General features: G+C 61.6%; 18 protein-coding genes. 12 read left to right on the forward strand and 6 right to left on the reverse strand.

Going from position 1 to position 26,412, the window contains the following annotated elements:
- Positions 1-93: 93 nt before the first annotated feature.
- Positions 94-780, reverse strand: coding sequence for a PEP-CTERM sorting domain-containing protein (locus AC56LY_RS16020; RefSeq protein ID WP_499581101.1), 687 nt, complete (start codon positions 778-780; stop codon positions 94-96).
- Positions 781-1,011: 231 nt separating this feature from the next.
- Between AC56LY_RS16020 and AC56LY_RS16025 the strand changes: the two genes are divergently transcribed.
- Positions 1,012-1,905 carry a sulfurtransferase gene (locus tag AC56LY_RS16025; protein WP_499581103.1) on the forward strand — a complete coding sequence of 298 codons (894 nt, stop codon included), beginning with the start codon at positions 1,012-1,014 and terminating at the stop codon, positions 1,903-1,905.
- A gap of 80 nt (positions 1,906-1,985) precedes the next feature.
- Here the strand turns inward: AC56LY_RS16025 and AC56LY_RS16030 are convergent, their stop codons facing one another.
- The 5 genes from AC56LY_RS16030 to AC56LY_RS16050 all read right to left on the reverse strand — a co-directional run bounded on the left by AC56LY_RS16030 (position 1,986) and on the right by AC56LY_RS16050 (position 11,343).
- Positions 1,986-3,308, reverse strand: coding sequence for a TolC family outer membrane protein (locus AC56LY_RS16030; RefSeq protein ID WP_499581105.1), 1,323 nt, complete (start codon positions 3,306-3,308; stop codon positions 1,986-1,988).
- Positions 3,309-3,313: 5 nt separating this feature from the next.
- Positions 3,314-4,612 (reverse strand): HlyD family type I secretion periplasmic adaptor subunit, encoded by a 1,299-nt coding sequence (locus AC56LY_RS16035; RefSeq protein ID WP_499581107.1) that lies wholly within the window; start codon positions 4,610-4,612, stop codon positions 3,314-3,316.
- A gap of 62 nt (positions 4,613-4,674) precedes the next feature.
- Positions 4,675-6,471 (reverse strand): type I secretion system permease/ATPase, encoded by a 1,797-nt coding sequence (locus AC56LY_RS16040; protein WP_499581109.1) that lies wholly within the window; start codon positions 6,469-6,471, stop codon positions 4,675-4,677.
- A 431-nt stretch (positions 6,472-6,902) separates the two neighbouring features.
- Positions 6,903-9,731 (reverse strand): DUF4214 domain-containing protein, encoded by a 2,829-nt coding sequence (locus AC56LY_RS16045; protein ID WP_499581111.1) that lies wholly within the window; start codon positions 9,729-9,731, stop codon positions 6,903-6,905.
- A 235-nt stretch (positions 9,732-9,966) separates the two neighbouring features.
- On the reverse strand, positions 9,967-11,343 hold the full coding sequence (locus AC56LY_RS16050; protein ID WP_499581113.1) for a FecR family protein: 1,377 nt from the start codon (positions 11,341-11,343) through the stop codon (positions 9,967-9,969).
- 187 nt (positions 11,344-11,530) lie between these two features.
- On the opposite strand from AC56LY_RS16050, the gene AC56LY_RS16055 reads away from it, so the two are divergent.
- From AC56LY_RS16055 to AC56LY_RS16105, 11 genes are all read left to right on the forward strand, one after another.
- Positions 11,531-13,378 (forward strand): CHASE2 domain-containing protein, encoded by a 1,848-nt coding sequence (locus tag AC56LY_RS16055; RefSeq protein WP_499581115.1) that lies wholly within the window; start codon positions 11,531-11,533, stop codon positions 13,376-13,378.
- Positions 13,375-14,673, forward strand: a complete 1,299-nt coding sequence (locus AC56LY_RS16060) for a tetratricopeptide repeat protein (RefSeq protein WP_499581117.1) — start codon at positions 13,375-13,377, stop codon at positions 14,671-14,673. Before AC56LY_RS16055 ends, AC56LY_RS16060 begins: the two co-directional genes overlap by 4 nt.
- Positions 14,674-14,705: 32 nt before the next feature.
- Positions 14,706-15,032 (forward strand): VanZ family protein, encoded by a 327-nt coding sequence (locus AC56LY_RS16065; protein WP_499581119.1) that lies wholly within the window; start codon positions 14,706-14,708, stop codon positions 15,030-15,032.
- A 30-nt stretch (positions 15,033-15,062) separates the two neighbouring features.
- Entirely contained in the window at positions 15,063-15,866 is an 804-nt protein-coding gene (locus AC56LY_RS16070) for a Crp/Fnr family transcriptional regulator (RefSeq protein WP_499581121.1), read from the forward strand.
- Positions 15,867-16,043: 177 nt separating this feature from the next.
- Entirely contained in the window at positions 16,044-16,844 is an 801-nt protein-coding gene (locus AC56LY_RS16075; protein WP_499581123.1) for an ABC transporter permease, read from the forward strand.
- Positions 16,844-18,064, forward strand: coding sequence for an ABC transporter ATP-binding protein (locus AC56LY_RS16080; protein WP_499581125.1), 1,221 nt, complete (start codon positions 16,844-16,846; stop codon positions 18,062-18,064). The genes AC56LY_RS16075 and AC56LY_RS16080 overlap by 1 nt, the downstream gene beginning before the upstream one ends.
- Positions 18,061-19,509 carry a class I SAM-dependent methyltransferase gene (locus tag AC56LY_RS16085; RefSeq protein WP_499581126.1) on the forward strand — a complete coding sequence of 483 codons (1,449 nt, stop codon included), beginning with the start codon at positions 18,061-18,063 and terminating at the stop codon, positions 19,507-19,509. The genes AC56LY_RS16080 and AC56LY_RS16085 overlap by 4 nt, the downstream gene beginning before the upstream one ends.
- Positions 19,493-23,299 carry a glycosyltransferase gene (locus tag AC56LY_RS16090; RefSeq protein ID WP_499581128.1) on the forward strand — a complete coding sequence of 1,269 codons (3,807 nt, stop codon included), beginning with the start codon at positions 19,493-19,495 and terminating at the stop codon, positions 23,297-23,299. The genes AC56LY_RS16085 and AC56LY_RS16090 overlap by 17 nt, the downstream gene beginning before the upstream one ends.
- On the forward strand, positions 23,296-25,068 hold the full coding sequence (locus tag AC56LY_RS16095; RefSeq protein ID WP_499581130.1) for a DUF6311 domain-containing protein: 1,773 nt from the start codon (positions 23,296-23,298) through the stop codon (positions 25,066-25,068). The genes AC56LY_RS16090 and AC56LY_RS16095 overlap by 4 nt, the downstream gene beginning before the upstream one ends.
- Complete coding sequence (locus AC56LY_RS16100; protein ID WP_499581132.1) at positions 25,065-26,018, forward strand: glycosyltransferase family 2 protein; 954 nt, start codon at positions 25,065-25,067, stop codon at positions 26,016-26,018. The genes AC56LY_RS16095 and AC56LY_RS16100 overlap by 4 nt, the downstream gene beginning before the upstream one ends.
- Positions 26,005-26,412, forward strand: a complete 408-nt coding sequence (locus AC56LY_RS16105) for a GtrA family protein (RefSeq protein ID WP_499581134.1) — start codon at positions 26,005-26,007, stop codon at positions 26,410-26,412. Before AC56LY_RS16100 ends, AC56LY_RS16105 begins: the two co-directional genes overlap by 14 nt.

Here is a 26,412-nt window from a genome sequence, read left to right on the forward strand (position 1 = left end):
TGACGTAAAAAAACGTCGTTCCCGCTTGCGCAGGAAACGACGTTTTCAGGGCAGCGCCGGCGAGCAGGCCGAAGCCTGCGCGCGCTTGCGTGATCAGCCGCGCTTGTTGCGACGGGTGAATGCCAGACCGGCCAGTGCCAGACCCATCAGGGCAATGCTGCTTGGCTCAGGCACTTCAGCCGCGAGGCCGGTGACGTTCAGGTTGCTCACGGTCATGGTCAGACCTTTGTCGATGCCCAGGGTGCGCACGCCGATGGCGTCGAACGACGTCAGGTTCGAGTTGCCGGTTGCCATCAGGTCAGCACCGGTCAGCGACGATTTTTCGTCAGCCGTTGCATTGAGCCACATGTCGAAGCGGTTGTAGGTCGTCGAACCAGCGCTCTTGTACAGGTTGGCGAAGATGTTGTAGGTGGTGCCGGCAACCAGGTTGCTGTTGGCCATGAACGGGCCGCTTTCGCCGCTCAGGCGGGCGAACAGGTCGTTGGTGCAGCTGCCGCCCGTGCCGCAGTTTGCCTTGAAGCCAACGTTCGGACCTTTGTAGCCCTCGGACGTGTTGTTCGAGTTGCCGAACCACAGAGCCATGAAATCGTTGCTGTCAACGGTGGCGCCGGTGTAGGTCAGGTTGAAGTCGATCAGCACGCTGCCACTTTGCGCTGCCGGCATCACGTTAGTGTAGGCAGTGTTGCTGTCCGAGTTGAAGGTCAGCGTCGAAGGGATGGTGGCTGCCGAAGCGGCACCAGCGGTCAGCGAAAGGGCCAGCAGAGCGATATTACGGATCATTGTTGTTTTCCTAGTAGATCAAAGTTTGAACAGCACAGCCACCTATAAGCAAGCTTGATGCCAGGGCGTTACCTACCATACAAATCAATGACTTATTTGATATTCATCAATGCTCTGATGCAATGGTGTAAATCTATCCGACAAGCATACGGCGGTTCCCTGATGGTTGGCAGCGTCGACTGACTTATAATGTCGGCCTGTCCCGTTCATGTTTGCTTCTTCCTTACCGCCATGTCTTCCGCTCAACAGTACGTCAACATCGCCGCCTACAAATTTGTCACGCTCGACGACCTGGAAACCTTGCGCCCGCAGTACCAGGCGCTGTGCAACGAGCTGGCCCTGAAGGGCACGGTGCTGCTCACGCCGGAAGGCATCAATATGTTCCTGTCGGGCACCCGCGAGCACATCGACACGTATCTCGACTGGGTACGCAGCGACGCCCGCCTGGCTGACCTGACGTGGAAAGAGAGCCTGTCGACCGAACAGTCGCACAAGCGCATGCTGGTCAAGATCAAGAAAGAGATCATCACGATGCGCATGCCGCTGATCAAGCCCGAACTGGGCCGCGCGCCTGCGGTCGATCCGGTCACGCTCAAGCGCTGGCTCGACCAGGGTCACGATGATGACGGCGTCGAGGTCGTGATGATGGAAACGCGCAATGCCTTCGAAGTCGACGTCGGCACGTTCGAGAACACGCTCGACTACCGCATCGACAAGTTCACCGAGTTTCCTGAAGTCGCAGCGCAGCACCGCGATGAGCTGGCCGGCAAGACGGTCGTGACGTTCTGCACCGGCGGCATCCGCTGCGAAAAAGCGGCGATCCACATGAAGGAAATCGGCTACGAGCGCGTATATCAGCTCGAGGGCGGCATCCTGAAGTATTTCGAGGACGTCGGCGGCGCGCACTACACGGGCGACTGCTTCGTGTTCGACTACCGTACCGCGCTCAATCCCAAGCTCGAGCCGACTGAAACCGTGCAGTGCTTCGCGTGCCGCGCGATCGTCACGCCCCGCCAGCAACTGTCGCCAGATTATGTGTATGAGGTGTCTTGTCCGCATTGCGTGGGCAAACATGCTGCCACGAGCGCAGAGGCCGCCGGCAACGCCAGCAACGCGCCTGGCTGACCCCACGCAGCACCATTGAAAAAGGCCTACGCGTTAGTTGCTCGTAGGCCTTTTTTACGTGCGGCACTGACGCCGCCGGATTACTGGAAGTACGCGGCCAGCAGCCTGACGTCATCCCGGCCAAGCGTGCCGGCGGCAGCCTTCAAGCGCAGGGACGCGAGCATGTAGCCGTAGCGCGCCTGGGCCAGGTCGCGCTGCGCGATCGACAGCTGGCGCTGCGCATTGAGCAGATCCAGGTTGATGCGCACGCCGCCCTTGATGCTTTGCTCGGTGGCGGTGACCAGCAACTGCGCCGAATCGACCGCCTTGATCAGCGCATCGATGCGCGGCACGCTGCTTTCGGTCAGCGTGTACTGACGGCGCAGCTCGACCAGCGTACGGCTGATCTGCGTTTCGAGCTCGGCCAGCGCCCTGCCCTTGTTGGCCGCCGCCTGGCGCGTCGATGCGGTGATGGCGCCGCCCGAATAAATCGGAATATTCAGCTGAAAGCCGATACTCTGCGTCTTGATATCCTGGTTGACCGTGTTCGTGGTATCGGAAATACCACGGTTGTAGGTCGCGACCGCATCCAGGCGCGGGTAATGTCCGGCGCGCTGTCGCTTGATTTCCTCGGTAGAAATCTGCACATTGAACTGCAGCGCCTGGATATCCGGATTGCGTGCCAGTGCGGTTTCTTTCCAGCGATCGTAGCCAAGCACATCCTTTTGCTCGACGCGAAAGCCCGGCTGGAGCTGGGTCAGCGTATCGACCTGGCCACCGACGATGCCGGCCAGCGTGTCCAGCGCAGACCCCAGCGTGTTCTGGGCCTCGATCAGTGCAGCCTCGGCCAGATCCAGACGCGACTGCGTCTCGAGCATGTCGGTCTTGGTGCCCTCGCCCTTTTCGAACAGGCGGTTATTGACGCTGCGCTGCTCGGCGAATACTTCGCGTTCGGCACGCGCCAGCGCGACCTGATCGGCCTGGAACAAGGCATCGAAATATGCCTCGGCCACGCGAAGGATGACGGTCTGCTCCTGGCTTTCGAACTGCGCCGCTGCATAGCTCGTCTGGGCGACACCCTGGCGGTAGCGCGCCAGCGCGTCCATGGCGAACAGCGGCTGACGTACCTGCACCGTGGTCGAGCGCGAAATATAACGTTCGTCACGCAGGGTACGGCCAGCACTCTCGGTCAGGTTGTCCACCTTGTTGGCGCCGTGGCTCGCGCTTACGCTTGGCAACAGCCCGGCGCGGCCGAGAATGCGGTTTTCCTTGCCCGCCTCATTGGTGAACTGCGCAGCCCGGAATGCCGGGTCGTGCTGCAATGCGAGGTCGTAGGCTTGCAGCAGATTGACTGCCGACGCCTGGGCACTGAGCGCGACCAGCGCGGCGCCCAAAAGGCCAGGCAACAGTTTCATCGAGAACATGCGCATCAGTCCTCCGACATCGATGTCTGGGCGCGATCGATGATCGGCTTGAGCAGGTAACTCATCATCGAGCGCTCGCCAGTCTTGACGAAGACCTCGACCGGCATGCCGGCCTGGATTTCCATTTTCTTCTGGGCGATGATGCGCGCACCTTCCGGCGTGACCCGGGCCTTGACCTTGTAGTAAGGCACGCCGGTATGTTCGTTGATGGCGCGGTCGGCCGACACCTGCATGACTTCACCCGGAATGTGCGGCGTACGGTTGGTGTTAAATGCCGAGAAGATCAGCTCGACCGGCAAGCCGACGTGCACCTTGTCGACCATGTTCACCGGCAGTTCGCCTTCAGCGATCAGGGCGCTGCCCGATGGCACGATGTCCATCATCTTGGCGCCGGGGCCGACAATGCCGCCACGCGTGAAGATCGACGAACCGACGACGACGCCGTCAGCCGGCGCGCGCACTTCGGCATTCTTCAGATCATAGTCCTGTGCCTGCAGGCGGGCGCCCTGGCCTTCGGCTTCGCGCTGCACATCCACCAGTTGCCCGCGCACTTCTTTCTGGAAGTCCTGTACGCGCTGCACCTTGCGCAGGTTCAGTTCCAGTACCTGGCGCTGGGCACGGCCGATATTGCCGATGTCTTCCGACATCTCGCCGCTCAGCTGCGCATAGGTGCGCTCGACGTCGAGCAGGCGATTACGCGCGATGTAGCCATCCTTGGCCAGGTCGCGCATGCCGCCCAGTTGCTCCTTGAGGAAGGTCGCCTGTTCGCGCTTGCTCGCGCGGGCTTCTTCGAGGCCCTTGATCTGCATGCGCAGGCCAGCGACGTTCTCGTCGATGGCATTGAGTTCACTGTCGAGCGAGATACGGCGCGACGAGAGCAGCTGGTTCTGCAGCGCCATCGCGGCGCTTACTTGCGGATCGGCCTTGAACGGCTCAAGCGCCACAGGGAACGCGATCGTCTTTGCGCCACTACCCTCGGCCTGCAGGCGCGCGATGGTGGCCCAGGCCGCGATGAACTGCGCGCGGGTGGACTCGACATTCGACGATGCCAGCACATTGTTCAGGCGCACGACCACCTGGCCCTGGCGCACCGTGTCGCCATCCTTGACCAGGATGTCCTGCACCGTGCCGCCGGTCAGATGCTGCACCGACTTGCGGTTGCCTTCGGCGACGACGGTGCCCGACATCGGCACGCCGCGATCCAGTGGCGCCGTGGTGGCCCACAGCAGGAAGCCGCCGAAGCCAACGACGATGACGAGCCAGCCGAAGCGGCTATAACTTCGTGTGTCAGTTTGCACATCCACAGGTGTTACTTCATGCGTAATAACCTCTGCTACGTCATGCTTGTTTTCGGCTTTAATGAGTTTCATTTTTCCTGTCCAATCCGCGCTGACTCTGCCTGTGGCGTTGCGCGTGCCGCAGCGTCAGCTTGCGATGCCCTATGTTGTGCTGCAGCTTGAGCCGCCTGTGCCTGCTTCTGATTCTGGTCTTGCAATGCCTGTAGAACATCTCCAGTAGGACCGAACATACCGACGGTGCCCTCGTTCAACAGCAGCAATTTGGTCGTCGCTGCAATCGCAGCAGTACGGTGCGTAATCATCACGATCGTCTTGCCGCGCTGACGCAATTCCAGGATCGCATTGGTCAACGCTTTCTCGCCAAATTCGTCCAGATTTGAATTCGGCTCATCGAGCACCAACAGGGCTGGATCACCGTACATTGCACGCGCCAATCCGATCCGTTGCTTTTGGCCACCGGACAAGCCAGCACCACCGTCGCCCAGTATCGTGTCATAGCCATTCGGTAAACGAAGGATCATTTCGTGTACGGCAGCCCGCTTGGCTGCAAGCACGACTTTCTCAGCATCGATCTCGCCGAAGCGGCCAATATTTTCGCTCACCGTGCCGGCGAATAGTTCGATATCTTGCGGTAGGTATCCAATGTGAGGGCCGAGTTCACCCTTGTTCCATTGGTAGATATCAGCACCATCTAGTCGCACCTTGCCCGTGGTTGCTGGCCATACTCCAACTAACAATCTGGCGAGGGTGGATTTTCCGGAACCACTCGCCCCGATTACACCAAGAACATCACCCGGCATAATTGCAAAACTGACACCACGCAACGCAGCGACATTTGTTCCTGGGGCTAACGCTGCCACCGCTTCGACAGACACTTGGCCGTTCGGTTTAGGTAGCTCCATACCGGAGCTGCGTTCTGGATTGGCCTCGAGTAGCTTGGTCAAGCGCTCATGAGCACTACGGGTGGACGCAAAGCTTTTCCACGCCCCGATGACTTGCTGAACTGGACCTAGTGCCTTCCCTAGCAAGATCGAGGCAGCGATCATCATGCCTGGAGAGATTTTACCTTCGAGAACAAGCAAGGCACCCAGACCTAATACGAGGGACTGCAACGCAGTCTGTACGAACTTCGTAGCAGCGTTTACTTTTCCAGCCTTTTCGCTGGCATCAGCCTGAAAATTTAAAAAACGCGAGTGTACTTTGAACCAGCGGTTCATCAAATTAGGCAACATGCCCATTGATTCAATAACTTCTGCATTGCGCAAATTATTCGTGGCTTGCAGGTTCGCTGAAATGGCGGTGGTATTAGCCTCGGCCAGCGGCTTATGTGTTATACGCTCGTTTAAAAAAGCTAATGCGACAAGCACGATTGTGCCGCCCAGGGCGAAAAATCCCAAGGTCGTATTAAACATGAAGATTACAGCCAAGTAGATCGGAAACCAGGGTGCATCAAAAAAGGCAAAAACACCGTTGCCAGTCAAAAATTGACGTAAGGTCGTCAAGTCCGTCAGCGACTGACCTGCATTGCCCCCGGCTCGCTTCAAATTCTGCTCGAAGGCTGCGGAATAGACGCGCTTGTTAAGTTTAAGATCCATATGCGCGCCGACGCGAACCAACACGAAACTACGCGCAACGTCGAGACCAGCAACAATCACAAAAGCCAGTAGCATCATGATCGTCAGCATGAGCAGCGTCAGCTCGTTTCGGCTCTGCAGAACGCGGTCATATACTTGCAACATATACAACGACGGTGCCAGCATAAGCAGATTGCTTACAGCAGAAAATACACCAACGGTAAAGAAAGCACTCTTGAACGAGGCCAGCACTTGCAAGATCTCGTTCTTTTTATTCAAGGGATTTTTCATAAAGACTTGCAAGAAGAGGAGGTAAAAATTGGCTTTTATGTGACGCAGATCACAAAGTTTTGAGAGCGTAGCACAGGTATAGAGACTAAGCCAGAGGAATTTTCATTACTACTTCCAACAAAAGCTTTCTTGCAACCACTTACCGGCCTGCACTAACGACCTTATAAAATAGGGTATATCGCCATCATTTCGAAAGTAGCTTCTTCGGCAACACTTTTGATTTTTTCGTACCAACGTAAAAGGGCCACGCGTTAGCGTGGCCCTTTAGGCAGGTTACTTCAGATCGATAGCTCGTTATTCCATTTGGCCGAAACTCAGCAGGATGCCCTCCGCATTCGACAGCTCTTCAGAACAAACCAGTAATCGAGCTCTTCATAACCCATCAATTCAACTCAACAACCCACACCACAGTGCGGGTTGTGAATCTGTTTTTAGCCCAGAGCGATAACCAGAGTGTCGAGGTTGACAGTACCGGTCAGCTTGACCAGAACATCAGCAGAGTCGACTTCGTTAGCGGTACCAGCATCGCTGTACACGTAGGTATCGCCGCCGAAGCTGAACACCAGATTGTTGGCAGCCGTACCACTGACAGCGTAAGCAGCCGCATCTTTCAGCGCCAGATCGAAGTCGGTTTGGGTGGTGGTGAACTTAACAAACGCACCGGTCACGCCACCGATGTCCAGGACATCGGAGGTAGCTGCCAGAGCCGTACCACCAGTTGCCAGAACCAGGTTCAGGCCAGAGATGGTGTCAACAGCGCCATAGGTCGATGCACCCACGGTGATGTTGTCAATGCCAGCACCCAGCTTGATGGTCTCAACTGCAGCGTTCGACGAGACGTACGTCAGGCCGGCGGTTGCGGTACCAGCAGTGGCGCCAACAGTCGCCTTGCCAGCCAGAGCCGATGCGTCAACGTTGACCAGCGCGCTATCGGCTGCGTTGGTGATGGTTGCCGAACCGGTGCCCGACACCGTGACCGAAGTCATTTCTGCATTACCGTTACCGGTATTCAGTACGAAGCTAGCAGCGGTATCAGCGGTACCACCAGTGGTCAGACCATTGGTGACGGTAACGATTGCCGACTTGGCATCGCCTGCCAGAGTGCCGACCACGCCAGCAGTGGTAGTACCAGCAGCGACGGTCAGGTTGACCACGTCAGCGTTGGCGGTAACCGTGCCAGTCACCTTTTCGGTGATCGACAGGGTACCAGCGTAGACTGCATCGGCTGCAGGAGTGCTACCAGCAGCTGCGACAGGTGCTTTGTAGCCCGTGGTCGAAACCGTCAGGTTGCCATTGGCAACGATAGCCTGAGTACCGACATTGCTGACGAACGAATTATTTGCCAGATCGATAGTGGTGTAGTTCGCGCCCAGCAGCGATGCATTCAGAGCAACGCCAGGAACTGGAGTTCCGCTAGTGACAGCAGCAACACCTTCGGCACTCGAAAACTTGATGGTTTCGAAGTTCGTGATCAGCTTGTTGAAGACGATGAAGTCATCAGCCGTACGAGCCGAGGCCGAACCTGCAACCGAGATCGTGTCGGTACCAGCGCCGCCATTGATCACATCGGTGGTTGCCAGTGCAACGGTACCCAACATGGCAACGGTATCGTTACCTTCGCCACCCTGGATGTTCAAGCCAGCGCCAGCCAGCTTCGTTACGGTGATCGTGTCATCGCCAGCGCCTGCATCGACGGTGGTCAAACCGGTGCTGTTGGCAGCCGACGCCACGGTAATGTTGTCCTTGCCTTCGCCGGTCATGATCGATGCATTTTTAGCAGCGGTCGTGCCTGCTGCAGCGGAGGTGGTAAAGGTACCGCTGATGACATCGGCGCCAGCGCCGGTCACGATCGTTGCTACAGCTGCGCCTGCGGCAAACGTGATGCCACCGGTCGAACCTGCTGCATTGATCGAGGTCACATCGCCGGTCGAACCAGCTGCTTTGGTGACAGTCAGGGTGGTTTTCATTGCGGTGTTCACGGTCAGGGTGTCAACCGAAACGTTGCTGGCATTTGCGCCAGTAGTGACGTTCAGCGCAACGGCTGGAGTAGTAGTGAAAGTAGCATCAGCAGTAGCGATAGTACCCGACACAGTCACCGACGACAGCGCAGCGCCGCCGACATTCACGGCAACAGCGTTCTGGCCAGCGCCAGCGGTGGTTTCACCAGTCACACCACTCAGAGCAACTTTTGCAGCCGATACGCCCGCAGCTGCGTTAACGTTGATTGCAGTAGTGTCAGTCGATACGGTGGTGAAGGTAGCAGTGGTGCTAGCCGACAGGTTGTTGACAGTTGCTGCGTTGCCAACTTGGTTGATGTTGGTTGCACCGACAAATTTAGCAGCATCAATGCCAGCACTAGCGAACGTTGCGCCGGTTGCGTTATAGATGTTGATGGTTTCAACGTTCTTGACCATGCCCTGCTGGGTGGTGTTGAACGTGGTACCACCGGTACCGCCGGTATAGATATTCAGCGTGTCTTTGCCTGCGCCGCCATCGATCACATCGAACGAACCCAGGGTGTCAGCGCTTTCGCCGGCCACGTTTTGTGGGATCGCGTTGAAGATGTCATCACCAGCGCTGCCGGTTGGGGTGTCGACACCAACGGTCAGCGACACGGTGGTACCTGGCTGAGCAACGTTCACGATGGTGCTGATCGTGTCGTTGATGTTAGCTTGGTAAGAGGTCAGATTGGTGGTGTTGTTCACGCCTTGCAGCAGCGAACGACCGGCAGCAGCTGCGTTGTCGCCAGCATATGCATTGAACTCGGTTGGGGTGTCCAGAGCAGCGGTAAAGGTGGTAGCGACCGACAGCTTGTTAGCAACGGTTTGTGCATCCAGCACGCCTTGAGCCGTGGTATTCGCGGTTGCGCCAGCCGAGATAGCGGCAGCAGCGTTAGCCTTGCTCAGCGAGCCCGAGGTGATTGCATTGACCCAGAAGTTGAAGCCAGGGATATCGGCTTCACGACCCAGTACGTTTTGATAAATTGCTGCAACGAACTTTGAAACGCCCAGCTGGGTGGTGTCGTTACCGTACAGAGCAATCGATTCTGGCGAGTTGCTGAAGGTGTTCATCAGCTTCGTCAGTGGGGAGGTACCAGCAGCGTCAGCTTGAACTCGCGCTTGCAGTGCAGCAAATTCGGTTGGTGCGCCAAGTGCGTTGAGCTGCTCGGTGAAATTCTTCAGACCAAAGTAATCAGCCGGGCGGCCAAAATACGAAATGTACAGTTGTTGTACGACGCCGGTGTAATCTTGTGCTGCCATGATTTTAGATCCTTTAAGTGTGGTTTGTAACCCAAGTCTGCCGCCTACTGAGGTAACGAGTAGGGCTGTACTGCAGAACTGCGAAGTATATTGCCAGATTCAACCAGCAATGTTGTGACGGGCATCACATCTCTGTGTTTTTTTGCGATTAAACAGAATTTTTTTACAGATTGTTTCAACTATATCAATAGCTTACTTGTAATTCTGTACTCTTTCAAATCACTGTGCATTACGTTTACCGACTCCAGGAAGTGGCACCAATCACCGTAATACCGGGCGTTGCTGAATTTTTGAACAAATAACCTGCCTGTTCTGCGTTTTTACCGCCTAAATAACCGTGAATCATTGTTTCCGAGACATCGTCGTTATAAAGCTTGCCTTTGTCGGTGACAATCCCACTACCGACAACATTCACACGATCGAGACCGGCTTTCACTTCCAATTCAGTTGAAAATTTCTTTGTCGAAAAATCAACGGTAAACTTTCCATTCTCGACCGATGCAATTCGATCGCCATCAATGTTAGTCATAATTGCTTCACTCTTCACCAATGAAAACGACGCGCCACCATCCTTAGGCAAGGAAAACTCTGAATTTTTTACCCGCGTGATCGCGTAGGATCCATAATAAGTTGCAATTTCGACATCCGAGTCCCCGATCTTACCAAGGTTTGCAGGCTCACCGGCAATTGCCTGCCACCGCCCCCAAAACACTTCGGGAACTGGTGGTTTAGATGGAACTGGTATCACTGGGATTGATGGCGATACAGGCACAACTGGAACTACTGGAGCGATAGGGATTTCAGGCTCAGGCACGATAGGTGAAGGCGCAACAACAGGTGGGATTTGCGGAGCTACTGGTGGCATGGGAGGCCGCACATTCTGCAACGCCAGCTCGGTGCGCTGCGGATCCAGATTCACTTGCGCCATCGGTACTGACGGCGCCGCCTGCTTGGCGACCGGCTCATCGGCACGGGGCTTGCCGTTCTGGTCCGGCGCGAGCGCAGGATTCTGCAGCAGCAGCGGGATGCTGCTGCCACGCTCGACCTGCAGCAGCAGACCGCGCTGGCCTGCGAACAGCTCCTTGGCGTCACGCCCTTCGCATGGCCCGGTGCCGGCGGCCGAACAACTGGCGTTAAAGCCACTCATCACCACCCCGCCGGATACGACCGACACGCGCGTGGTCTGCTGGTCGGTGTAGACAGTGAAGTCGGTGCCACGCACGCCAATGGCCGCCACAGGTGTATTGAAACGGAAATTCTGCTTTGCCTGCTGCACGCCCTGCCCCGAGATCGCACGCGCGACACCCTGCTGCAGTTCGAGCTTGACCTGGGTTTTCGATGGGTCGGCCTTGTCGATCGCATACGCCACCACCCGCGCCTTGCTGTTTGGGCGCAAGATCAGAAAGCCATTGTCGACCGTCTTGACATAGATATAGCCATCAGCGCCGGTGGTGATCTGGTCGCCCTCTTGCACTGCTACATCCTGCACTGCCGCGCGGGCACCTACCTGGGCCTGCCCGGTGACGAACACGACGCGCCCAGCCTCGGCTGCCGCGGCGATGTCGGCAACTGACCACAGCAGGCCAGCCACCAGTGCGAATTTTTGTAGCATAGATTCTCCTTGCCTAGCATTGTCCGGGCACAGCTGCTAAAGTCTGTGACTACCATCACATACTACAATGATTAGACAATTCCTGACACAGGTTAACATTTCTCTGCTGCACGACTAACCGCTATACTTACGGTTTCAACTATTGCCTCTCTGCGCTCCCGGCGCCGCCCAGCTCCCGCCCCGATCCATGATCCCTCCAAGCTCCGTGCGCAACGTCCTGCGCGAAACAGGCGTGTTGCGCGGCTTGATCGTCATCGTGGCGCTCATCCTGGCGGGATGGTTGCAGTGGCAGGGCATCCCTGGCCTGACGTCGGCCGCCGACGAGTGGCTGCGCGACGGTGTCATCAAGTTGCAGGCGAGTACGGCGCCTGAGCGGCGTGTGCTGGTGATCGACATCGATGAAAGCAGCGTCGCGCAACTGCCGTGGCCATGGCCGCGCGCCCGCATCGCCGATCTGGCCGAGCTGGTACTGGCCGACGGCGCGCGCGGCGTTGCGCTCGACATCCTGATGGAAAAGCCGGCCGACGTCGATGGCGACATGCGGTTGGCGATGCTCGCCGGCCACGGTCCGCTGGTGCTGGCCCAGATGTTCGATTATGTCCATGCCGACGCGCCACTCACCGGCGGAAGACTGATCGGGGGAGCGCCTGTGGCCGCCGGCAGCGCAACCGATCCAGCTATCATGGTCGCGCACGGCTACCTGGCAAACCACGCCGGCCTGGCGGGAGCGCGTCATGCAGGCAATATCGGCGTTCTGCCCGATGCCGACGGCACCCTGCGCCGCCTGCCGATGACAACTATCTATAGTGGCCGCAGTTACCCTTCCCTCTCGCTCGCGCTCCTGGCGTGCTGCAGCACCCCGGCTGCGGCCCGGCCCGCGGTCGATAGTGTCGAACGCATTCCCTATTCGCGCGACTGGTCTGCCTACGACGTGGTCAAGGCAGTCGACCTGCTGGCCGGCCGCATGCCGGCCGGCATGGCGCGCGACCGCCTGGTCTTGATCGGCTCGTCATCGCTGAGCATCGGCGACCGCATCCCGACACCGCTCGGCGCGTCGAGTCCGGGTCTGCTGGTGCATGCGTCGATGCTCAGCACCTTGCTCGACCGGCAGCAGGGCCTGGCGCCCGCCCCGCTGCCGGGCAAGGCAATCGCGTTCCTGTTCACGCTGATCGTCGTCCTGGTTGCAGCCTATACGCTGCCGCGCCTGTCGGCCGCAGCAAACGCCGTGCTGCTGGGCGCCGCTTCGCTGCTGTGGCTGCCGATCGTCTGGCTGCTGGTGCCGCGCGACACAGGCTTCGCACCGGCTGGCCCCCTCTTTTGCGGCCTGTACCTCCTGGCGGTCGCGGTGCCGTTTCATTGGGAAATGTCGCAGCGCCGCTCGCGCCAGTTGCTCGGCACGCTGCGCCAGTACGTCGCCGGCGAAGTGGTCGACGAACTGCTGCGCAGCGGCTTGAACGATCCGCTGGCACCCCGCCGCCTCGACGTGACCACGCTGGTGGCTGACATGGAAGGCTATACGAGTCAGGTGGAAACGCTATCGCTGGAAGAAGCGGCGCGCCTGACCACCGATTTTCTCGAATGCCTGACCGGCCCCGTGCTGGCGCACCGCGGCACGCTCGACAAGTACACCGGCGATGGCCTGGTGGCGTTCTGGGGTGCACCGTTGCCGAACCTCGACCACGCTGACCTGGCGCTGGACGCCGCTGCGCGCATCCTGCTCGAAGTGGCGCAATTTTCAGCGGCGCGCGTGGCACTTGGCAAGCCGCCGTTGCGGGTGCGTATCGGCATCGAAAGTGGCGCGGCGATGGCGGGCGACTATGGCACCGCCGCGCGCAGCATTTATACCGCCGTCGGCGACAGCGTCAATACTGCAGCCCGCCTCGAACAGGCGGCGCGCGATTATCCACACGACGTCATCGTCGGCGAAGGCACGGCCGCATTGAGCCACCGCCACCGGTTGCTGCTGCTCGGCGAGCGCCAGCTGCGCGGCAAAGGCCGCCCGACCCGCGTGTACACCCTGGAACAGGCCGTATGAGAGCCCACCGTATTTTTTTGCTGCCCCTGGCCCTGGCCGGCCTGGCCTGCGACGCCCCGGCCATGGCGCAGGCGCCAGATTCGATGCCGACCGCCACACAAGTCGCGCCTGCCATCGATCCGGACGACGTGCTGTACCGCGAAGCCTTGCGTCTGCTCGACGATGGCCGCCCCGATGAAGCCGCGAAGATGCTGCAGCGCTTTGTCGGGCAGCAACCGAAGCACGCCGGGGCCTGGCTCGACCTGGCGATCAGCCAGTGCGAACTGGGCAATGCAGCTGAAGCCGAGCGCCTGTTCGGCGAAGTCGAGCGGCGCTTCAACCCGCCGCCCGGCATTCTCGAGGCGATCGCGCACTACCGCGCCCGCGGCTGTCGCAAGAGCGTCGCCGGCGGCGGCAAACCCGGCGGCGCCCTGCTGCTGTCGGCGACCCGCGGTTACGACGACAACGTCAACCAGGGTGCCAGCAATCCGCGCTTTGCCATCGGGACCGGCAGCGAGCAGACCGATTACGAGCTGTCGCCTGATTTTCTGCCTCGCTCGGACGGGTTCAACCAGTTGTCTGCCTCATGGCTGCGTCCGGTCGGCAAGTCCGGTACGAATGCCATCGTCCAGGTGTATTCGCGCTGGCACGACCGCGAACGCGACCTGGACAGCGCGTCGGTGCTGGGCGCTGTCGAGCACAGCTGGACACCCGGCGCCTGGCGCCTGCGTGGCACCGCTGCGCTGGGCTATGTGACGCTCGACCGCGCGCTGTACCAGCGCCAGGAGCAGCTCCAGGTACGTGCTACGCCACCGCTCAACACGATGCTGGGCCTGCCGCAGGGCGTCGAATTCGCCGTTTCGGCCAATGCCAGCCGGGTCAGTTATCCCACGCGGCCGGCGTATGACGGCACGACCCTGGAACTGGGTGGCATCCTCGGCTACCGTGGCAAACGTCAGCTCACACAGGCCACCTTGACGCGCCTTGACGATGACAGTGGCGTCGGCCGCCCGGGTGGCGATCGCAAAGGCTGGTTCGGCAACCTGCAATGGTATGGCGAACTCACCGAGCGCGTGACCATGGAAGCCGGACTGAGTCACCAGTACTGGCGCGGCGCCGACATCTATTCGGCCGGCCTGATCGAGGCGCGGCGCAGGCAGAACATGACCACGCTGCGTGCGGCCGGACAGTGGGCGCTACGCCCTCACACCAGCCTGACGCTGGAATGGCGTGGTACGTTTAACCGCGAGAACATTTCGCTCTTCCAATATAATAGCCGTGCCCTGCAGCTGAGCCTGCGGTGGGATAATTTCTGATGCCGGGTTTCGGTAAATAAACTTAGGCGGTGATGTCCTGGGAATTGATAGTCTTCATGGCCGCGTCCGGCGCGGTCGCCATTGGTTGTTTATTGCCCGCAGGCTGGTTACCGCCGCTTCCGCATGACAAGCTGCTGCACTTTGGCGCCTTTGCGCTGCTGACCACGCTGGCCCTGCGGATCGAACCGGACTGGATCCTGCGCGGCGGGTGGCTTGCCAGCCTTCTGCTGGCGGGTCTTGCGATCGAACTGTTGCAGCAACGCGTACCCGGTCGCAGCTTCTGCTGGCGCGACATGGCAGCCAACACGGCCGGGATTGCCCTGGTAACCGTGTTGTTCTGGCTTGCTTCCGTCATTTAGGGCAACTGGACATTGCAGGATGAGACACGAATGACATCTTCGAGCAAACGTAAAACCGACGCCGATGCCGGCATCGCCCCGAGCGAACTGGTACCGGACCCGGCGTCGACGACGGCCGCTGCCGCAACGGCAGGGGCTGTGGAGGCAACGCCGCAGGAAGTGAACCTGCACATTCACCTTCGCAAGATTCCGCTGCTGTCGGATCTCAGCGACGAGGAAATCCTGCGCGTCAAGTCGCATATCCGGATTCGCCAGTACGCCAAGCGCGAGGTAGTGCTGCAAAAAGGTGCGCCCGGCGACAGCCTGCTGTTTCTGCTGACCGGTTCGCTGCAGGTCATCGACATCACCGAAGACGGGCGCGCCATCGGCCTGCGCCTGCTGCAGCCGGGTGACTTCTTCGGCGAAATCGCCGTGATCAACGGTTCGATGCGTTCGGCCTCGGTGGTGGCGCTGACGCCGGTACTGGTGGCACTGCTGCCGCGCGCGGTGGCACTGCATCTCTTTTCGCATTCGCCGTCAGTCGCCAATCAGATGCTGCGCTTTCTGGCTGAAAAAGTGCAACGCGATTCCGAGTTCCGCGCCCTGCTCAGCATTCACAACACGTCGCGCCGCATCTTCACGTTCCTCGACCTGCTCAAGGAAAAGAAGGAAGGCGGCGTGCACGTCGTGGAGAACCTGCCGACCCACCAGGATATCGCCAACATGATCAATACCAGCCGCGAAACCGTGACCCGCGCCCTGCTGGTCCTGGTACAGCAGGGCATCGTGGAAAAAGGCGCGCATCGCCTCGTCATCGTCAAACCGGAAGCCCTGCAAAAGCTCATCGAAGGCTGAGCGATGCCTGGAAATTGTCGCGAGTTTCATTGCAATGTAGAAACATGTAACGGCCGGTTACGAGTTATTTGTTGATAGTCGTCATGTTATAATCAACAACTTATTTTCATTTTTTCTGCCTTCGGACGCGCTGTGCGTGCTCCCCGATTCCTGATGTCTTGAGCAGCCTTTTTACCTATGATTTCCCGAAACATGTTGGGCGGCGTATGGCGCTATCGCGGTTTCATCGCGGGCAGCGTGCGCCGCGAGTTCCAGGCCAAGTACCGCAATTCCCTGCTTGGCGCCGCCTGGACAGTACTCAATCCGCTGGCGATGATCGTTGTCTACACCGTGATCTTTTCGCAGGTGATGGGCACCCGCCTGCCGGGCGGTACCGGTACCTTCGCCTATAGCATCTATCTGTGCGCCGGTGTGCTGACCTGGGGCCTGTTTGCCGAGATCACCACGCGCGGCCAGAACGTGTTCCTTGAAAACGCGAACCTGATCAAGAAGCTGCAGTTCCCCCGCATCTGCCTGCCGATCGTGGTGGTGCTCAATTCGCTGGTCAATTTCGCGATCATTTTCGGCCTGTTCCTGATATTCCTGGTCGCCACCGATTCGTTTCCGGGCTGGAGCTTCCTGGCGCTGCTGCCGGTGCTGGTGATCCAGATCATGTTTTCGATCGGCCTGGCAATGGTACTGGGTGTGCTGAACGTGTTCTTCCGCGACGTCGGCCAGTTCTTTGCGATCCTGCTGCAATTCTGGTTCTGGTTCACACCGGTGGTGTATCCGGCCACGGCCCTGCCGGCCGACCTGCGGCCGTTGCTGGTGTTTAATCCGATGGCGTCCGTGGTCCAGGCCTACCAGGGCATCCTGCTGCGCGGCGAGTTGCCGCACTGGCCGAGCCTGATTCCGGTGAGCGTGCTGGCCGTACTGCTGTGCGGCCTTGGCATGCATCTGTTCCGCAAGCGTGCGGGTGAAATGGTGGATGAATTGTAATGGGCTCGATTATCGTCAAGGACCTGGGCAAGGCCTACAAGCAGTATGGCAACCGCTGGAGCCGGCTGGCCGAATGGGTCATGCCAGGCAACAAGCCGCGCCACAAGCTCAAGTGGGTGCTCAACGACATCAACTTCCGGCTCGCGCCGGGCGATGCGGTCGGCATCATCGGCATCAACGGCGCCGGCAAGAGCACGCTGCTCAAGCTGATTACCGGCACCGCACAGCCAACCACCGGCAGCGTGAGCATCAGCGGCCGCGTGGCCGCCCTGCTCGAACTGGGCATGGGCTTTCATCCCGACTTCACCGGGCGCCAGAACGTGTACATGGCCGGCCAGCTGCTCGGCCTGGCGATCCACGAGCTTACCGAACTGATGCCGCACATCGAATCGTTCGCCGAAATCGGCGACTACATCGACCAGCCGGTACGCGTGTATTCGTCGGGCATGCAGATGCGCCTGGCTTTCAGCGTGGCCACGGTGCGCCGTCCGGACGTGCTGATCGTCGACGAGGCGCTGTCGGTCGGCGATGCCTACTTCCAGCACAAGAGCTTCGAACGTATCCGCGAGTTTCGCAAGCTGGGCACGACACTTCTCATCGTCAGCCACGATCGCGCCGCGATGCAGTCGATCTGTGACCGCGCCATCCTGCTCGACAGCGGTCGCCTGGCCAAGCAGGGTACACCCGAAGAAGTAATGGACTACTACAACGCGCTGATTGCCGAACGCGAAGGCAGCACGGTGGAACAGGTCATCACGGCCGAGGGCCGGGTCCAGACCACGTCCGGCAACGGCATGGCCCGGGTACTCGAGGTCGCGCTCGAGAACGAGCACGGCCAGGTCATGGAAGTGATGAACGTCGGCGTGCCGGCCGTGCTGCGCGTGCGGGTCGCGATCAAGGCCAACCTGCCGCGTCTCGTGCTTGGCTACATGATCAAGGACCGGCTGGGCCAGCAGATCTTCGGCACCAACACGCATCACCTCGAACAGGCGCTGACCGATGTGCGCGCCGGCGAGACGATCGACTACCGCTTCCGCTTCCCGCTCAATCTTGGCCCGGGCAGCTACTCGATCACCACCGCCCTGACCAGCACCGAAACCCATCTGGGCGACAACTACGAGTGGCGTGACCTGGCCGCAATATTCGAAGTCATGAACATGAACCGTCGCGAGTTTGTCGGCAGCAGCTGGCTCGAACCGCAACTGGAGATCCAGCGATGAGCCAAACGTCGTTCTACCGCGCCTTCGAAGACCGTTACCGCGGCTCGCGCGAGATCATCAAGGACCGGCTGCGCGCGTATGCGCCGTTCACCGCGCCATTGTTGCAGCACGGCCCCGCCGCCGCGCTCGACCTGGGGTGCGGACGCGGCGAGTGGCTCGAGCTGCTCGGCGAAGACGGCTTTGATGCCCGGGGCGTGGACCTCGACGATGGCATGCTGGCCGCTTGCCACGAGCGCGGCCTGGCCGCGCGCCACTGCGACGCGCTGGCCGCGTTGCGCGCAGAGCCCGACAACAGCCTGGCGCTGGTGTCGGCATTCCACCTGGTCGAGCACCTGCCGTTCGAGCTGGTGCAGGACCTGATCACCGAGTCGCTGCGCGCACTGCGCCCGGGCGGCCTGTTGATCATGGAAACGCCGAACCCCGAAAACCTGACTGTCGGCGCGACCAGCTTCTATCGCGATCCGACCCATGTACGGCCGCTGCCGCCCGACCTGCTCGGCTTTGCCGCGGAACACGCCGGCTTCGGGCGCCAGCGCATCGTGCGCCTGCAAGAAGAAGCGCAGCTGCATACCGACGCGCCGCTCGGCATGATCAATGTCCTCGAAGGCGTCAGCCCCGACTACAGCGTGGTGGCCCAGAAGGCGGCCGAGGCAGCCGTGCTGGCGCCATTCGACGCCGGTTTCGATGCGCCCTGGGGCATCACGCTGGCCGATCTGGCGCAGCGCTATGAAGCACAGCTGGCCGGGCGCCATGCCGAAGTCCACGGCATCCTGGGCCGCCTCGCGACCCGGGGCGATGAACTGGGCCAGGCGCTGGAGCGCAGCATCGTCGATGCCGACTCCCGCCTGACACAGCTCGAACGCCAGATGCGCGAGCAACAGCAGGCGCACCACGACGCGATCCTGCGTCTGCAGGAAGCGCAGCAGCAGGCGGCTCAGCAAATGCATGAGCAGCAACAAGCATTCGCGCAACTGCACGAACAACATCACCAATCGGCGGCGGCGCAGGATGCGCGCATCGCCCATGTCGAAGCGCATGCGGCCGAGATGTCGCAGCGCGTGGTCGACCTGCTCTCGAGCAGCTCATGGCGCATCACCGAACCGCTGCGGCGCGTGACCACGATTGTCTACCGGCTGCGCAATGCCCAGCGCGAAGGCCGGCTGGGCACCGCTGCCCGGTCGCGCGTGCGGCGCCTGATCCGGCGCGTCGGCGGCGCCGTGCTGCGCCGTCCCGCGCTCAAGCGCGCGGCGCGCGCCGCGCTGCGCAAGGTGCCGGTGCTCGAAGCGCGCCTGTATCGCATGATGCTCGACAACAGGGAAGCGATCCACGTGGTACTCGACGAAGACATGACGGTCGATGCCGCCGAACTTTCGCCGCGCGCCGCGCGCGTGTACCGCCAATTGAAACAGGAACAAGCAAGGAATACCGATGCGCATAGTCATTGATCTTCAGGGCGCGCAGTCGGAAAGCCGCTTTCGCGGCATCGGCCGCTATTCGCTGGCACTGGCGCTGGGCGTGGCCCGCAACGCCGGCCAGCACGAGGTGTGGCTGATCCTGAATGGCGCGCTGGGCAGCGCCATCGACGACATCCGCCAGGCGTTTGCCGGCCTGGTGCCACCTGAACGCATTCGTGTCTTCGACGGCGCCGGCCACAGCGCTGAAGTGCATGCCGCCAACAGCCCGCGCGCACGCGCCGGCGAACTGTTGCGCGAATATGCCATTGCCCAGCTGCGTCCGGACGCCGTACTCGTCACCAGCCTGTTCGAAGGTTATGTCGACGACAGCGTGATCTCGGTCGGCCGGCTTGCCAGTGGCGCGGGTACCGCCGTTGTGCTGTACGACCTGATCCCGTTCCTGAACCCGGAACAATACCTGCGCCAGCCTGAACAGCGCAGCTACTACGACAACAAGATTGCATCGCTGCGCCAGGCCGGCCTGCTGCTGGCGATCTCGGACTATTCGCGCCAGGAAGCAATCGATGCGCTGGGGCTTGACCCGGCGCGCGTCGTCTCGATCTCGACTGCGGTGGACGACACCTTCTGCCCGGCCGCCCCGGACATGGCGCCCGCCGAGCGCGCGGCGCACGTGGCTGCACTGCGCGCCCGCTTCGGCATCACCCGCGCTGCGCTGATGTGCGCGCCGGGTGGCTTCGACGCACGCAAGAACATCGATGGCCTGGTTGCGGCCTACAGCATGCTGCCGCCTGCCCAGCGCGCGGCGCACCAGCTGGTCATCGCCGGCAAGGCCAATGACGGCGAACGCCAGCGGCTGGCCGAACTCGCGCAGCGCCACGGTCTGGCAGCCGACGAAATGGTGCTGACCGGCTACGTGAGTGACGCCGACCTGATCGACCTGTACCGCGAAGCGGCACTGTTCGTGTTCCCGTCGCTGCACGAAGGCTTTGGCCTGCCGGTACTCGAGGCCATGGCGTGCGGCGCACTGGTCATTGGCGCCGACAGCACCAGCATCCCGGAAGTGATCGGCAATCCGGAAGCCATGTTCGACGCGCGTGACCCGGCTGCGATCGCCACCAAGATCGGCCAGGTACTGGGCGATGCGGCGCTGCAGGCACGCTTGCGCGCCCATAATATTGTCCAGCGCCGCAAGTTCAGCTGGGACCACAGCGCCCGGCGCGCCATTGCCGCGCTCGAAGCGCATGCAGACGCGCAGGCGGCCAGCGCCGCGCGCGTCGCGGCCGCGCCTGATGCCCGGCCGCGCATCGCCTTCCTGTCCCCGCTGCCGCCGGAGCGCACCGGGGTGGCCGACTACGCCGTACGCGTCCTGCCGACGCTGCTGCCGTGGTTCGACGTCGAACTGATCGTCAACCAGTCCGAGGTCGTGCTGCCGCCGGAGCTGGCGCATCTGCCACAGCACCCGCTGGCCTGGCTCGACGCGCATCCCGACCGTTACCGCCACATCATTTACCAGTTTGGCAACAGCCCCTTCCATAGCCACATGATTCCGCTGCTGCAGCGTCATCCTGGCGTGGTGGTACTGCATGACTTCTTCCTGAGCAGCATGCTGTCGTACGAACAGGTGGTTGGCGCCATGCCGGGCATCTGGACGCGCAGCCTGCTGCATGCACACGGCTATGCAGCGGTGCAGGCCAGCGTCGCACCGGACGGTTTCGAACGCGCCAAGCAGGACTACCCCGCCAATCTCGAGATCCTGCAGGACGCCAGCCACGTGATCGTGCATTCGGAGTACGCACGCACGCTGGCGCGCGACTGGATCGGTCCGGATGCCGGTGCCGACTGGAGCCCGGCGCAACTGCCGCGGGCCGCGCCCGCCGTCAACAACCGCGCCGCCGCCCGCAAGGCACTGGGCATCGCCGACGACGATTTCGTGGTCTGCAACTTCGGTTTCGTCGCGCCGACCAAGCATTGCCTGGAACTGCTGCAGGCCTGGCTGGCGTCCAACCTGCACCGGGACCGCCGCTGCCAGCTGGTGTTCGTTGGCGAAAACCATGGCGGCGACTATGGCCGCCAGATCACCGACACCATCGCCGCCGCCGGCAAGAGCACCGGCCTGGACGCGCGCGTGCGCATTTCGGGCTGGACCTCGGACGAGGATTACTTCCGTTACCTGCAGGCGGCCGACATTGGCGTGCAGCTGCGCACCGGCTCGCGCGGCGAGACGTCCGGTACGGTCCTCGACTGCATGATCTACGGCCTGCCGACCATCATCAACGCGAACGGCGCGATGGCGGAATTCCCGCACAGCGCCGCCTGGATGCTGGACGACGCCTTCAGTCAGCACGACCTGATCGATGCGCTCGAGACACTGCGCGCCGATGACACGCGCCGTCTGGCGCTGGGCATGGCCGGCTTCACGCTGATGGGCCAGCGCAATAGCCCCGAACGTGTGGGCCTGATGTACAAGGAAGCGCTCGACTATGCCGAGCGCAAGGGGCGCCACGCGCGCCCCGCCCTGCTGCGCGCGCTGCTGGCCACGCCCGGCCTCGAGTCCGACGACGCAATGCTGCAACGCCTGGCGCGCAGTGTGGCGCGCGCCCCGGACCCGCTGCAGCCGCGCCAGTTGCTGCTCGACGTGAGCACGATTGCGCAGAACGACCTCAAGACCGGCATCGAGCGCGTGGTGCGCAAGCAGCTGCTCGAACTGCTGCAGCTGCGCACTGGCGGCTACCGTATCGAACCGGTCCGCTTCAGCAATGAAGGCGGACAGCCGCATTACCGCTATGCGCGCAATTACGCGGCGCGCCTGCTCGGCATCGAACAGGTGCTACCGGGCCCCGACCCGCTGGTCGACGTCCAGGCCGGCGACATTTTCTACAGCGCCGAACTGTCGCCACAGGTCGTGCTGGAATCGACGCGCGGCGGGGTGTATGCGGCCTGGCGCGCGCGCGGCGTCTCGATCAACTTCACCGTGCACGATCTGCTGCCGGTGCTGCGTCCCGAGTTCTTCCCGCCGCATGCCGACATCAGTCATGCCGCCTGGCTCGAGTGCGTGGCGGCCGAGGCCGATCGCCTGATCTGCGTCTCCGGCGCCGTGCGCGACGACCTCGCCGCCTGGCTCGCTGCCAACGGCGTGGCGCGCCGGCCCGGCCAGTTGCTCACGGCGCTGCATTCGGGCGCCGACCTCGAGGTCAAGGCCAGCACTACACCGTCGCCGTCATCGCTGGTGCTGGCGCAACAGCTCACGGCCCGACCGAGCTTTTTGATGGTCGGCACGATCGAACCGCGCAAGGGCCACTTGCAGGCGCTCGAGGCGTTCGAGCAGTTGTGGGCCGCGGGCGTCGAGGTCAACCTCGTGATCGTCGGACGCGAAGGCTGGAAACAGCTGCCGGATGCCGACCGCCGCACCATTCCGCGCATCGTGGCACGCCTGGGCGCCAGTCCCGAACTGGGCCGCCGCTTGCTGTGGCTGCAAGACCTGGATGACGACGCGCTGCAACAGGTGTACCAGACCAGCGCCTGTCTGCTGTATCCAAGCGAAGGTGAAGGCTTCGGGCTGCCTCTGATCGAAGCCGCGCAATACGGCTTGCCACTGCTCGCGCGCGACATTCCCGTGTTCCGCGAAGTGGCTGGCACGGGTGCCCATTATTTCGCGGGCATGGATGGCGCGGCGCTGGCTGGCGCCGTGCGTGAATGGCTCGCACTGCACGCGCAAGGCAGCCATCCATCGCCGCACACGATGTCGTGGTCGACCTGGCAGGAACAGGCGCGTGCCCTTCTTGCGCTGTTGTCCGCGCCGGTTACCAGGCAGATCCCATGACGGTGCGCGCCCCCATCGGCCAGCACGCTCCGCGGCCTTCTGCACACATCCCACCGCCACTGCCCCGCACCGTTGCGCCAGTTCCGCCAGTTCCGCAGCGCCATGCGGGGCCGGCCTGGTTGCAGTCGCAAGGCCCGCTGGGACTGATCGTCGCGGTGCTGATCGGCCTGGGCTACGCCTGGTGGTTGTACGGTTACCCGATGCTAAGCGGCAGCTCGCCGTTCTGGTGGCGCGACAATGCCGACATTACCCAGTACCTGGCCGGCTTCAACGCCTACGTGCATGAACCCTGGCACTGGCCGCTGCTGCGGCTGAACTCGCTCAACACGCCTGACGGCACCCTGGCCACCTTCCTCGACACGGTGCCGCTGTACGCGGCCATCCTCAAGCTGGTGCACCCCGGCGCCGGCTACTGGAATCCATACGGCCTGTGGATCGCGCTGTGCTTCACGCTGCAAGGCGTGGGCGCATGGTGGATCTGCCGCGAAGCGCGCGTGCGCAGCTGGGCCGCGCTGGCTGCGCTTGCGCTTCTGCTGGCCAGCTTCCCGGCCCTGACCTTCCGCATCGCGCATACCAGCCTGATGTCGCAATGGATGCTGGTGTTCGCCCTGGCAATCTACCTGCGCAGTGTGCGCCTGGGGCGTGTTGCGCTCGGTTCGTGGGCACTGCTTCTGGTGGGCGGCTTCTACATCAATATCTACCTGTTCGTGATGGCATCGGCCATCTTCGCGGCCGACGTGCTGCGCCAGTGGCTGCTGCGCCCGTCGTACGGCCTGGCAGTGGGACGCCCGGCATGGCGGGCTCCGTTGCTTGCGCCAGTGATCGTCTACGGCCTGCTGTTTGTTTCGATGTGGATCACGATGCTGCCGATGCCACCCGGCGCTGGCGGGCGCGAATGGGGCTTCGGCCACTACTCGATGAACCTGCTCGCACCGCTGCACGGGGGCATGCTGCTGCATTTTCCGAACCCGACGGCGCATGATGGCCAGGGCGAGGGTTACAACTATCTCGGCGTATTCCTGCTGGCACTGACAGCGTTCGTCGTCAAGCTGCGCGGTCAGCGCGATCCGGCGTTCTGGCGCCGTCACGGCGCGCTGCTGGTCACGCTGGTGCTGCTGGCAGCGTACGCGCTGTCGAACACCGTGTACCTTGGCAATGCCCAGCTGTTCTCGCTGCATCTGCCGCACTGGATTGACGGCCTGACGGCGACGTTCCGTTCATCCGGCCGTTTCTTCTGGCCAGTCGGCTATGCGATTGTCGTGTTCACCGTATTGGGCGCGGCGCGCCATTTACGCACTGCGCAGGCAGCAATGGTCCTGGCGGCCGTTGTGGCACTGCAGCTATGGGACTTGCGCGAGCACCATGAGCGCGTGCGCGGCGCCGTGGCCCAGGCCGGCGGCCATGCGATCGATCCGGCACGCTGGAATGCTTTCCTCGGCCCCGACGTCAAGGCGCTGCAGCATTACCCGCCGTTCCGCTGCAGCGATTCGACCCCCTCGAAGGCGCTGCTGCCGGTGATGGCCTATGCAGTGCAGCATGGTTATCCCCTCTCGACCGGCTATATCGCCCGTGCGTCCAAGCCCTGTGACAACCACGGCGCCGAGATCGCGCGTCTGCCCGCGAATGTCGCGGTGGCGTTCGAGAAGCAAGCCTACCCTCACCAGCAGGACGCTGAACGCATGATGGGTGCGAACGCGACCTGCACCGATATGGACATCGTCTTCCTGTGCCGCCGCAACGGCACCAACCTTATCCAGAATAAACCATGAAGAAACGCGTTTCGCTGGTAGCACCTTTTTACAACGAATCGGGCAATGTGCTGGAATTCTTCCGGCGCATCGCCGCGGTGGCCGACAGCATGCCGCAGTATGAGTTCGAGGTCATTGCCGTCAACGATGGCAGCCGCGACCAGACCTGGGCCGAGCTGGTCGAGGCCCGCGCCCGGTTCCCTGGTGTGCACCTGGTGGACCTGTCCCGCAATTTTGGCAAGGAAGCGGCGCTGACCGCAGGCCTGGACCGTGCCCACGGCGATGCAGTCGTGCCGATCGATTCCGACCTGCAGCATCCACCCGAAGTACTCGAGCAGATGCTGGCGCAATGGGAACAGGGCGCCGAAGTCGTCCTGGCCCAGCGTACCGACCGCGTGACCGATGGCAAACTGCAAAAGCTGTCGGCCACGTCGTTCTACCGTTTCCACAACCGCATTTCGAACATCCAGGTACCGATGGACGTGGGCGACTTCAGGCTGATGGACCGGCGCGTCGTCGAAGCGCTGCGCCAGTTGCCGGAAAATCACCGCTTCATGAAAGGTCTGTTCGCGTGGGTGGGTTTCCGTACCGTGACGGTTCCCTACGTTCATAGCAACCGCGGTGCGGGTACCTCGAGCTTCAACTTCTGGAAGCTGTGGAACCTGGCGCTCGAAGGCATCACGAGTTTTTCCACCGCGCCGCTGAAGATCTGGACCTACCTGGGTTTGAGCGTCTCGGCACTGGCGTTGCTGTATGCGGTGATCATCGTGCTCAAGACGATCTTTTCCGGCGTGGACGTGCCCGGCTATGCCTCGCTCATGGCCGGCATCATGTTCATTGGCGGCATACAACTGATCGGCATCGGCGTGCTGGGCGAATACGTCGGCCGCATTTATCACGAAGTCAAACGGCGGCCGGTGTATCTGGTACGTGAAGAACACGGCAACGAAAGCATCGATGACGTTCGCTGAACGCCTGCAGTATCTGCTGACGCGCTATCGGGCGTTTCTCGTCTTCGGCGTGATTGGGGTGCTCAACACGCTGCTGCATTCCGGCACCGTGATCCTGCTGGTCGAAACCGGACTGACCGGACCGGTCGCGGCCAATGTGGCCGGCTTTGCCGTCGCTAACACCGTCTCGTTTTTCGCCAACTGCCGTTACACGTTCCATGCTGCGCCTGACTGGCAGCGCTATCGCAAGTTCGTGGCTGTGTCGATGCTCAGCCTGGCACTGACCGTGGCCCTGTCATGGCTGGCCGAGACCATGGGCTGGCATTACCTGATCGGCCTGCTGCTCGTGCTGCTGTTCGGTCCCGTGTTGACGTTTGCGCTGCACCGCGCCTTCACGTTCCGTCCTCCCGCCTGA

The organism is Telluria sp. ZT3P25 (assembly GCF_059685895.1).